Source organism: Pseudomonas sp. B329, assembly GCF_023127835.1.
Taxonomy (GTDB): domain Bacteria; phylum Pseudomonadota; class Gammaproteobacteria; order Pseudomonadales; family Pseudomonadaceae; genus Aquipseudomonas; species Aquipseudomonas synxantha_A.
Map to the genome: position 1 here is coordinate 16,780 of NZ_SPKP01000020.1, position 10,618 is coordinate 27,397.

Here is a 10,618-nt window from a genome sequence, read left to right on the forward strand (position 1 = left end):
GGAGCAAGCCCCCTCCCACAGTTTTAACCATGGCGCGCCCAAAGGCGCCACTAACCAATGTGCAATATCGACAGTGAGCAATAGCGAAAACGGCATGTAACACGTGCCACGCTTATTGGAGGAACCTATTCGCTTGGAGGTGCGACTCATCTGACGGCTGATGTAGTTACGAGGGGGCGCGATCTGTGTACGCAAACTCCACCAGCGCAGCCTGCCCCCTATGATGCAGTCAGGTGGGGTAATCGCAATTGTCTGAAAAAGGTACCTCATCAATGTTCTTGGATGATTTTTCTTCACTGAGCCCCGATTGCTATTTGCCCGGTGATCCCTCGTATTCAGAGATCACGGGCGCACTGGATTTCCCCAGCAACAATACAGCTGACCCTCTCAGCGAAACATCGAGCATTCTGGCCCGACCTCTGTCCCAAGAGGCGCTTTACACTACGATCATCCATGGACCTTTCACGGGCTCTTTGCGCAATACCCTGGAAGAACAGCTGCAGTGTATCGATGCGTATGCCCTCCGGGTTACCGCGCTGATCGATAGCATAGAACGGGGGAACGAAGGTGAGCGCAATATCCGGTTCCAACAGACTCGTCAGTTCCTGGAACCTGCAGGTTACTTTAGCGCCGGATTGTTGGCCGCTGGGTACGACCCCCATGAAAGAATCAGCGTGACATTCAACACTTACGTAGGGAAATGGACGCCGGAGGTAAAAACCAACACGGACACACGCACCTACTTTGCATGGGAAATAGCAGCCGGCGCGCTAAAGCACGACCGGACATCGGAAGGTGGCCTGGTCAATTTCCGAACAACCCACATCGAGCCACAAGACCGCAGCAGGATCAGTGATCTGGAGGCGTTGGGAGCGCGACTCCAGGGCCATTGGGAAGCTGAGGTAGCCAAGCCAATGAGCGATGAGTCAGGGCCACTGGCCGAGCGCTCGGGCAAAGCGGATGTCTATGTGCTGCGCGGCACCTTGCAAAGCCTGTTAAACGATAAGACTGGCTTCGAACAGTTAAGCGTTGAAACACAAGAGGCGATCCATCGAACATTATATTGGAACGGCCAAGTCATTATTCCCAATCTCTATGGTTACCCATTGGCAGGCTATGCCTTTATTCCTGACTTGCCCTTTGATGGGAATGTCGAGCATCGACCCAATAAGGGGTTGATGATTGATTTGAAGAGCGGCAAGGCCAGTGAAATATCGGGCGATAGAGGGTTTTCCGAGTGGGCCAAAGAAAATCGCGATAGCATCGTCAGTCGATTCAATGCCAGCGACAGACAAGGCGGTAAAGACGCGCATTGGCCCAAAGCTGGCGAGGTACTTGATCATTACATTGCGGGCAATCTTGCTACCTATCCGGGGCGTCAAAACATAGTCAAAGACAAGGCTGTGCCGGTGTGGGAAACATTCAATTATACGAAGTCGCGAGGCAGTGATTATTTTTTGAAGCACGGTAGCCTCAGCTCCGGTATTGCCGCAGCGTACCAAGGGTTAAATGCCAATAATGCGGTGTGGAATGACCAGACACAGGTATTTGGCGCCTCGCAGCAACGATGGAAGGCAATAAAAGAAGTATGGGGCAGTACCTTTGGTTATGCGCCCGTCGTTGGCAATCTGGGCCAGATCGTTTTCGGAGTGCACGACTCCATTTATGGCATGACGGCTAATGATCGCGTGGCAGGCAATGCCGCAGCGGCCATTTCAGCTTTGCAGCTGGCGCACGAGCTGTCGCCAGTCGGGCCAGAGGCGCAGGAGCCGCCGCTCATACCGTTTAACGCCAGCGCCAATGATCGTTACCAATGGCACCCTGCAGCGCAGCCTAACGAAGTTGAACTGACGCGAATATCCAATGCGCCGGCCACTACGCCGTCCACCCCAGCGCCAACCTTTGCGGGAATGCGCGAGGTGGAGTTCAGGGGCAAGAAGTATTTTGTTGCTGACAAACCCGATGTGGCAGATGGTGAACATTACAAGTTGCGAGTACCCGACGCGCAAGCCCCCTCAAAATTGGCATATAGCGGCATTGCCGCCAAGCCGGATGAGGCGGGAGTGTGGACAAGAATGGGCGTCCCGGGTGGCGGGCTGAAAGAATATTTTTCCCGTAAATACAGACAGGCACGGGAAACGTTGGACGCCGTTGCTCAACAACATGCCGACATGGCGCTCCCCGTCAAGGAACACGAGGTAGAGCAGTTTACAAAGACGCTGGTTACACTTATGGGCGAGAGTAATGCGGGTGAGTTCGAATGGATTGAAACCTACACTCACGCGGATTCCGACTTTGTCAACGGACCACTGAGAGCGGGTAAGACCACGCCTGAGCTTGAAGCGTTTCTCGGCGAGTTCAATCAATTGAACCCTTATGAAGGCAAAGCTTATCGCTCGGCTTTTGTTACGGATGAAGGCGCGAAAAGGCTTAAAGATGGTGTTGGGAAAGTGTTCCAGGACCCGGGGGTACAATCTGCTTCGGCGACGGTGCGTAATTCTGCCGAATGGGAAGGATGGGCCAAAGGCGCGGCGAAGCAGCGAACCCATGCCACCCAGCAGGTGGTGTATGTATTTGATGAGTCAGTGCCGAAAATGAATATGTCGACGGACTTTTTGAAGGACCATGTTGCCATAGGTGCTGGAAAGGTTTTGCAGGTGCTGGCTTTCAAAGAGCAGGGCCAAAAGTTGTTTGTGTACCTCGCTTCGCCCTCCAAAATACCGAAGCATGTTTACAATCTATTTGATGGGAAGATCATTTACTGATTGCCTGAGCCCCTCAGTCGGCTGGATGGCGGCATGACTATGTGCGCCACGCCGCCGTTTTGAGGGACTGGCGAATCAGCGCCGTCCTGCCCGCGTACTCACATCCACCCACACCGCCACTACCAAAATGCTGCCCTTGACGATCATCTGCCAGTAACTGTCCACGTCGAGCATCGACATGCCGTTATCCAGGCTGGTAATCACCAATGCTCCGAGCAACGCGCCATACACCGTGCCCGAGCCACCGCGCATCGAGGTGCCGCCAATAAAACATGCGGCGATGGCGTCGAGTTCGCCCATGTTGCCCGCCGACGGTGACCCGGCGGCGAGGCGGGCGGTGTTGACCAGACCGGCGAGGGCGCACATCACGCCCATGATGCCGAAGATCCACAGTTTCACCGCTTGCACATTGATGCCCGACAGGCGCGTGGCTTCCATATTGCTGCCCACCGCATAGACGCGGCGGCCGAACACGGTCTGGCGAGTGACGTAGCTGAAAACGCCGAGCAGCACCAGTAACAACAGCACCGGTACTGGAATGCCGTCGTAGCGGTTCAGCGTGGTGACAAACCCGGCGAGCACCGCACCGATCAGCACCACGCGCAATCCATCACGCATCAGAGAGTGCGCGGCCAAACCATGCAGCGCGCGGTTGCGCCGTTGTTTCCAGGTGAGGAATACCGTCAGGGCAAACAGCAACACCCCGAGCCCGATACCGACGGTGTGGGGCAAATACCCCTGGCCCACATACACCAGCGACGGCGACACCGGTGCAATGGTGGTGCCGCCGGTAATCCCCAGCAAAATCCCGCGAAACGCCAGCATCCCGCCCAGGCCGACGATAAACGAGGGAATGCGCAGATAGGCGGTCATGTAACCGTTGGCCAGGCCGATCATCAACCCGCACAGCGCCACCAGGCTGAGGTTGGCCAGCAGCGGTACGTGATAGACCACGTCCAGAATCGCCGCCAGCCCGCCCAACAGTCCGAGCAACGAACCCACCGACAAATCGATCTCGCCGCTGATAATCACGAGCACCATACCGCACGCCAATATGCCGGTGATCGACATCTGCCGCAGCAGGTTGGACAAGTTGCGCGGCGTGACGAAGCCGCCCTCGGTCTGCCAACTGAAAAACAGCCAGATGAACGCCACCGCGATCACCAGGGCGAGCATTTTGTAGCGGGTGAAAAGCTGTTTGACCTGATTCATCTACGCGGTCTTCCGATTATTAGGGTGTTGGCTGAGCGCAGCGGCGAGCACCTGTTCCTGGGTAAGCCCCTCGTTGATGAAGTCACCGCGCAGTTGGCCGTCGCCGATTACCAGCACGCGGTTGGATACGCCGAGCACTTCGGCCAGCTCCGAGGAAACCATGATGATCGACACACCTTCGGCCGCCAGCGCGCCCATCAGTTTGTAGATCTCATACTTGGCGCCCACATCCACCCCACGTGTGGGTTCGTCGAGGATCAGCACCTTGGGCTTGGCCATCAGCATTTTCGCGAGCACGGCCTTTTGCTGATTGCCGCCGGACAGGCTGGTGATCGGCAGCAACGGGCTGGCGGTCTTGAGGTGCATACGTGCGATTTGCTGGTCGATGCTGCCCAGTTCGGCCTCAGCGTCGATGCGGCTCAGGTGCGCATAGGTGTCGAGCACAGCCAGGGTGATGTTATGGCCGACGCCCAGGTCGGGAATGATGCCTTGGCGCTTGCGGTCTTCGGGCACCATGCACAACCCGGCGCGGATCGATTTGAGCGGCGTGCGCGTATCGACGATTTGGCCGTCCAGCCACACCTGCGCGCTGTAGCGTCCGGGGTAGGCGCCGAACAGTGCCGACACCAGTTCGGTGCGCCCGGCGCCCACGAGCCCTGCAATGCCGAGGATTTCGCCGCGCTTGAGCACAAACGAAATATCGTCGACGCGCTTGCGCTTGGGGTTGTCGACGTCGTAGCAGGTGACGTTGCGCGCTTCAAAAATCACCTCGCCCACTGCATGTGGCTCGGTGGGGTAGAGGTTGCTCATTTCGCGGCCGACCATCTGGGTGATGATCTGTGCGATGTCCATGTCCGCCATGGCGGTGGTCGCGATGTGCTTGCCGTCGCGGATCACTGCGATGGTGTCGCACACCGCCGCCACTTCATCGAGCTTGTGCGAGATATACACGCAGGCCACGCCCTTGGCCTTGAGGCCCTGGATGATGTCCAGCAGCACTTCGATTTCCGAGCGGGTCAGGGCTGAGGACGGCTCGTCAAGGATCAACAGGCGCGCTTGCTTGTTGAGGGCCTTGGCGATTTCCACCAGTTGCTGGTAGCCGCCGCCGTACTGCGACACTGGCAGCGCCACGTTCATGTCCGGCACCTTGAGTTCGCGCATCAAGGCTTCGGCCCGTTGCAGCATCGCCGGGTAGTTCATGCGCCCGCCGGGCAGGGTCAGCTCGTGGCCCATGAAGATGTTTTCGGCCACCGACAGGTCGGGCACCAGGGTCAGTTCCTGGTGAATGATGACGATGCCGGCGGCCTCGGTTTCGCGAATGGACTGGGCCTTGAGCGGTTGCCCGTCCCAGAGGATTTCGCCCTCCCAGGTGCCGTAGGGATAGACCGCCGACAGCACCTTCATCAAGGTGGATTTACCGGCACCGTTCTCACCGCACAGCCCGACGCATTCTCCCGGGCGTACCTTGATATCGATGCCATTGAGGGCGTTGACACCGCCAAAGCTTTTGACGATGCCGTTCATTTGCAGCAGGTAGTCGGCGGCCATGGCGGTCATTGCCCGCCGATCTGCTCTTTGGTGTAGAACCCATCCTTCTCCAGCACGTCGATATTGGCTTTGGTCAGCGGTGTTGGGGTGAGCAGGATGGTGTCGACTTTCTTGCTGCCGTTGTCGTACTGCGAGCTATAGGTCGGCTTTTCGCTGCGCGCCAGTTGCACCGAGAGTTTGGCGGCTTCGGTGGCGATCAGCTTGAGCGGCTTGTAGACGGTCATGGTCTGGGTGCCGTCGATCACGCGCTTGATTGCCGCAAGGTCAGCGTCCTGGCCGGAGATCGGCACCTTGCCCGCCAGCTTCTGTGCGGCCAGGGCCTGGATCGCGCCGCCGGCGGTGGCGTCGTTGGAGGCAACGATGGCATCGATCTTGTTGTCATTACGGGTCAGGGCGTTTTCGACAATGCTCAAGGCTTCGGTAGGGTTCCACTCCTTGACCCACTGCTGGCCGACAATCCTGATGTCGCCCTTGTCGATAGCCGGTTGCAGCACCTTCATCTGGCCTTCGCGCAGCACCTTGGCGTTGTTGTCCGTCGGTGCGCCGCCGAGCAGGAAGTAATTGCCCTTGGGCGCCGCTTGCAGCACGCCGTTGGCCTGCATCTCACCGACTTTTTCGTTATCAAACGAGATGTACGCGTCGATGTCTGCGTTGAGGATCAGGCGGTCGTAAGACACCACTTTGATCCCGGCCTTCTTGGCTTCGGCTACGGCGTTGGTCAGCACCGTGGCGTTGAACGGCACGATCACGATCACATCGACGCCACGGGAGATCAGGTTTTCGATTTGCGAGATTTGCTTTTGCTCGTTGGCATCAGCGGACTGCACGAAGACCTTGGCATCAAGTTTTTCTGCGGCGGCGACGAAGTAATCGCGGTCGCGGGACCAGCGCTCCAGGCGCAAGTCATCGATGGAAAAACCGATTTTCGGATGGGCCGGATCGGCCATCACCGGCAAGGCGAGCAGGGCCAGGGCAGTGGCGAGCAGGGTGCGTTTGAATGACTTCATGGTGGTGCGTCCTTTTATTGTTGTTGGAAAGACACTAGGTGAAGACTCTCATTGTGGCGCGAGAGCTTGCTCCCTAGCCACAGGACACTCAGGTGTAGATAAACCGATTCACAAGGCCCTCAAGCATCTCCTGTCGGCCACTCACGGCCTGCGGATTCAGTTCGTGGGCAAACGCATGTTCAGCCAGTGATTCCAGGCTGAACTCACCCGCCAGCACCGCCTGGCCCAATGGCTGGTTCCACCCGGCGTAACGCTGGTCCTTGAATTGCTGCAACGTGTCGTTCTGCACCATCGCCGCCGCACGTTCCAGGGCCAGCGCCAGCACATCCATGGCTGCCACATGCCCGTGGAACAGGTCCACCTCGTCCAGGCTCTGGCGGCGCACCTTGGAATCGAAATTGTAGCCACCGTTCTTGAAGCCTCCGGCCTTGAGGATTTCATAGGTGGCCAGGGTCATTTCTTCGACGCTGTTGGGGAATTGGTCGGTGTCCCAGCCGTTCTGCGGGTCGCCGCGGTTGGCGTCGATGCTGCCGAAGATCCCGAGGGACACGGCCGTGGCAATTTCATGATGAAAACTGTGCCCGGCCAGCGTCGCGTGGTTGGCCTCGATGTTCACCTTGATTTCGTTCTCCAGGCCGTACTCATGCAGGAAGCCGAACACCGTAGCGCTGTCGTAATCGTACTGGTGCTTGGTAGGCTCCTGGGGTTTTGGCTCGATCAACAGGTCACCCGTAAAGCCGATCTTGTGCTTGTGCTCCACCACCATGCGCATAAACCGGCCGAGCTGCTCTCGCTCACGCTTGAGGTCGGTGTTGAGCAGGGTTTCATAACCTTCACGGCCGCCCCATAGCACGTAGTTGGCACCCTTGAGACGCAGCGTGGCATTCATCGCACTGAACACTTGCGCGGCGGCGTAGGCAAACACCTCCGGGTCGGGATTGCTCGCGGCCCCGGCGGCAAAGCGCGGGTTGCTGAAGCAATTGGCGGTGCCCCACAGCAGCTTGATGCCGGTCTGTTCCTGATGGCGCTCCAGGTGATCGACCATCTGTGCGAAATGGTTGCGGTACTCCTTGAGCGAGCTGCCTTCCGGCGCTACGTCGGTGTCGTGAAAGCTGTAGTAGTCGATGCCCAATTTGGAGAAAAACTCAAAGGCCGCCTCCGCTTTGCTGATTGCCACCTCCATCGGATCGCCATTGCGCTGCCATGGGCGTTTGAACGTACCCATGCCAAACATATCCGCCCCCGGCCACACAAAGGTATGCCAGTAACAGGCGGCCATGCGCAGGTGTTCGCGCATGGGTTTGCCGAGGATCAGTTTGTTGGCGTCGTAATGGCGAAAGGCGAGGGGGGATGCGCTGGCAGGGCCTTCGAAGCGAACCTTGTCGACACCGGGGAAATACGGCATGGCGGTTTCCTTATTGTTCTGGGCGGTGTCTGGATACTAGCAACGGCGCCTTGGCCGCTGATTATGAAAATCACCAAAGGGGAGTGCGATTTTGAGTGAATGGCTCAGAACGGCTCAGGGAGTACAGGATTAAAGGAAACGTCTGACTTTACGGTGGGGAAATGCCTCTTCAAAGTTTAGGGGTATCAGCTAAGACCACCAATAAGGAAGACATCATGAACGCATCGCACTTTTCGCTATATACCAATGAAGTGACGCCTGACTTGCTCAATCAGTTAAATAAGTCACCCTTTACGCAGCAGCAGTTATCCAACTTCAATGAGCGCGCTTTGCAGCTCGTTAAGGATCAGCAGGCTTATTGCAACGCTCACCCGCCTATTGCTATTTACCGAATTGCCGCCGAGGGCAGTCAGACCCGTAATGGTGGTGTCATCAAGAAAACCGCTTCGGGGCTTGAGTTTAAATTGGCCGACGGCTCGCAAGTGCGTGCGGCACACAAGGGTGATTACGTGGAATATGCCGACGGCACTCAAGCGTCTATCGTGACAGGATCGGGCGAAGATAATGGCCATCTCGCGCTGGTAGGCAGTTTTCTCAGCAATGGCGACCAGATTATTAATACGCCTCAAGACTCGTCAATCTTGATTGAACGTCAGGGCGTTCCATTGGCAAAAGATTTTCTACCGTCTATGAAATAGCAGGGGCGCAATGCCCTGTTGGAAATATGCCGGGACGTCCGGAACAGATTAAGGAAAAAACAATGAGCGTAGGTTATTTCATTGGCCTGGGTGATAAAACCACCTGCGGCGGGGAAGTGCTGGACGGCGATAAAAGAATCAACATACATGGCCTTCTTCATGCGTGCGAAGGTGACCGAGTTACCTGTGGCAAGGATGGCCAAACTTATAGGATCGTCGGTGGCATTTCCTTCATGAATAGCCATGGCCGGCTTATGGCCGGTACCTTGGATAGCTACAGTGACTGTCCCTGTAAAGCCGAGCTGGTGCCTTCGGTGTTTTCAGCCAAGTATCACAGCAGAGGTGGCTCGGTGGTGAGTGCCAACAGGCAAGCCGCCGAGCCGGTCCGGCCAACGACTCACTGGGCAGCGCCGTCTCAAAACGCTTACACCCCGACAAGCCATTCGGCGCCGCCCGCATTTAACAGCCTCTCGAACCAAGAACCAGGTTTTTATATCGTGCCCAAAAGCATGACTCGCGAAGCGTTGGAGGCCACGCTGTTTCCAATTCGTGATCCGGCGGTGATGCGCAAGTTTCAATCACTGAATCCCAGTACAAGCCACGTCAAAGCCGGCTCGATGATCGTGCTCAGCGATCCAAACAACACCTCCTGCACTTATCAGGAAGCGCAACTGATGCAGGCCGCTCGACAGGTTGACGCATCCCTGGATGCCTTGACGCCAGACGAGGCCGACTTCCTGTTCCGCCACGGCGCTGAAATTGCCGGGTTTATCGGCCATACCTCAACCTGGCTCGGCGTGAGTGCGGTGGTGATGGAGAAGCACCTGAGTAATCTGCGCGACACACTCCAGGCGATGGAGCGCCTGCATCAGGAAAGCTATCGGCAGCACGGCCACCTTAGATCGCCGCAGTTCTTTGCTGATCGTCAGCGGCTTATGAGTCAACTGGATGCCCATTTGCTCAACTCCACCCGCTTGCGTGGCCAAACCACGCTGGGCGATCACCCGAAGTTGAAAACAGCCCTGGGTATTTCCAGCCGTAGCCTGGTGCATCACTGGGACAAGGCGGGCGGGCCGGGGCAGATTCCGGGGTATGCCGCTCATGTGGAGGCGGTTAGTCGTGCCACGAAGTATATGAAGGCAGGTGGTTATATCGGTATAGGCCTTGGTGGGGTGTCTTCGTTGTTGGCAATTCAGCAGGTGTGTAATGGCGATTCTGGTGCGGCTTGCGAGAAGGTCAAGTTTACGGAAGTAGGAAAATTTGTGGGATCTGCTTCTCTTGGAGCTTTGAGCGGGGTGATGGCGGGTGCTGCCAGCGGTTCTATTTGCATGGCGATCGGCGTAGCGACTGGAGGCATCGGCGGGGTTGTTTGTGTCGCGGCTATAGTGGGAGCAGGCGCATGGGTGGGTACGACAGGAGGAGCGATGGCTGGTGAGGCTATGGGAGAAAAACTCTACGAAGTTAATCAACCATGAGCAATATCGACACGTGGTCTCCGTGGGTTGCAATCGCTTTTCTGGGCGGCCCCATGCTGCTTGCAGCTTGGACCCTTGCATACAGCCTTTACCTGACCCATCGCCATTTGGACGCGATAAAAGATGCCTTAAAGAATAGCCGTTATATTTATATCTGGGGCCCAAGCCTCGGAAAACGAGGTTTGATTTGGTCTCTCTTGGAAATGTCGAAAATCACTGGAATGATAATGTGGCCGAAAGCTTCTCTCATTCTTGGAGAATTGGACCCAGTCGATCTGAAAAATTTTCCACCTTACTTAAAGCGTCGCCTCACCGTTAATTTGAAGATAATGATCATTGCCTTCATTTGGATGTTGATCGGCGTTGCACTGCTGAAGTTTAGGTAGTTTGAACGGCGACAAACATGACTGTAAAGCCTCGGCATTTCCAACCTCAGCCTGCCGCATCTGTGGTTTCGGTTGGTACGCCGAGGCAAACCTCAAATCGAGGCACTGTTTATGCTTGCCAA

Annotated in this window: 8 protein-coding genes; 4 read left to right on the forward strand and 4 right to left on the reverse strand. The window is 56.8% G+C overall.

Annotated elements, in window-relative coordinates:
• The first annotated feature begins 272 nt into the window (after positions 1–272).
• Positions 273–2,765 (forward strand): hypothetical protein, encoded by a 2,493-nt coding sequence (locus E4P00_RS12165; RefSeq protein WP_248131581.1) that lies wholly within the window; start codon positions 273–275, stop codon positions 2,763–2,765.
• A gap of 75 nt (positions 2,766–2,840) precedes the next feature.
• Here E4P00_RS12165 and E4P00_RS12170 read toward each other — a convergent pair whose 3' ends face one another.
• The 4 genes from E4P00_RS12170 to xylA all read right to left on the reverse strand — a co-directional run bounded on the left by E4P00_RS12170 (position 2,841) and on the right by xylA (position 7,937).
• Positions 2,841–3,977 (reverse strand): sugar ABC transporter permease, encoded by a 1,137-nt coding sequence (locus E4P00_RS12170; protein WP_078821023.1) that lies wholly within the window; start codon positions 3,975–3,977, stop codon positions 2,841–2,843.
• Positions 3,978–5,534: a D-xylose ABC transporter ATP-binding protein gene (gene xylG / locus E4P00_RS12175; RefSeq protein ID WP_248131584.1), complete on the reverse strand. Its 1,557-nt coding sequence runs from the start codon at positions 5,532–5,534 to the stop codon at positions 3,978–3,980.
• Positions 5,531–6,532, reverse strand: coding sequence for a D-xylose ABC transporter substrate-binding protein (gene xylF, locus E4P00_RS12180; RefSeq protein WP_216091167.1), 1,002 nt, complete (start codon positions 6,530–6,532; stop codon positions 5,531–5,533). Before xylF ends, xylG begins: the two co-directional genes overlap by 4 nt.
• Positions 6,533–6,620: 88 nt before the next feature.
• Positions 6,621–7,937, reverse strand: a complete 1,317-nt coding sequence (gene xylA, locus E4P00_RS12185) for a xylose isomerase (protein WP_216091168.1) — start codon at positions 7,935–7,937, stop codon at positions 6,621–6,623.
• A 215-nt stretch (positions 7,938–8,152) separates the two neighbouring features.
• Between xylA and E4P00_RS12190 the strand changes: the two genes are divergently transcribed.
• The 3 genes from E4P00_RS12190 to E4P00_RS12200 all read left to right on the forward strand — a co-directional run bounded on the left by E4P00_RS12190 (position 8,153) and on the right by E4P00_RS12200 (position 10,496).
• Positions 8,153–8,635 carry a hypothetical protein gene (locus E4P00_RS12190; RefSeq protein WP_078821027.1) on the forward strand — a complete coding sequence of 161 codons (483 nt, stop codon included), beginning with the start codon at positions 8,153–8,155 and terminating at the stop codon, positions 8,633–8,635.
• 62 nt (positions 8,636–8,697) lie between these two features.
• Entirely contained in the window at positions 8,698–10,110 is a 1,413-nt protein-coding gene (locus tag E4P00_RS12195) for a PAAR domain-containing protein (protein ID WP_078821028.1), read from the forward strand.
• Positions 10,107–10,496 (forward strand): hypothetical protein, encoded by a 390-nt coding sequence (locus E4P00_RS12200; RefSeq protein WP_248131586.1) that lies wholly within the window; start codon positions 10,107–10,109, stop codon positions 10,494–10,496. The genes E4P00_RS12195 and E4P00_RS12200 overlap by 4 nt, the downstream gene beginning before the upstream one ends.
• Positions 10,497–10,618 lie beyond the last annotated feature (122 nt).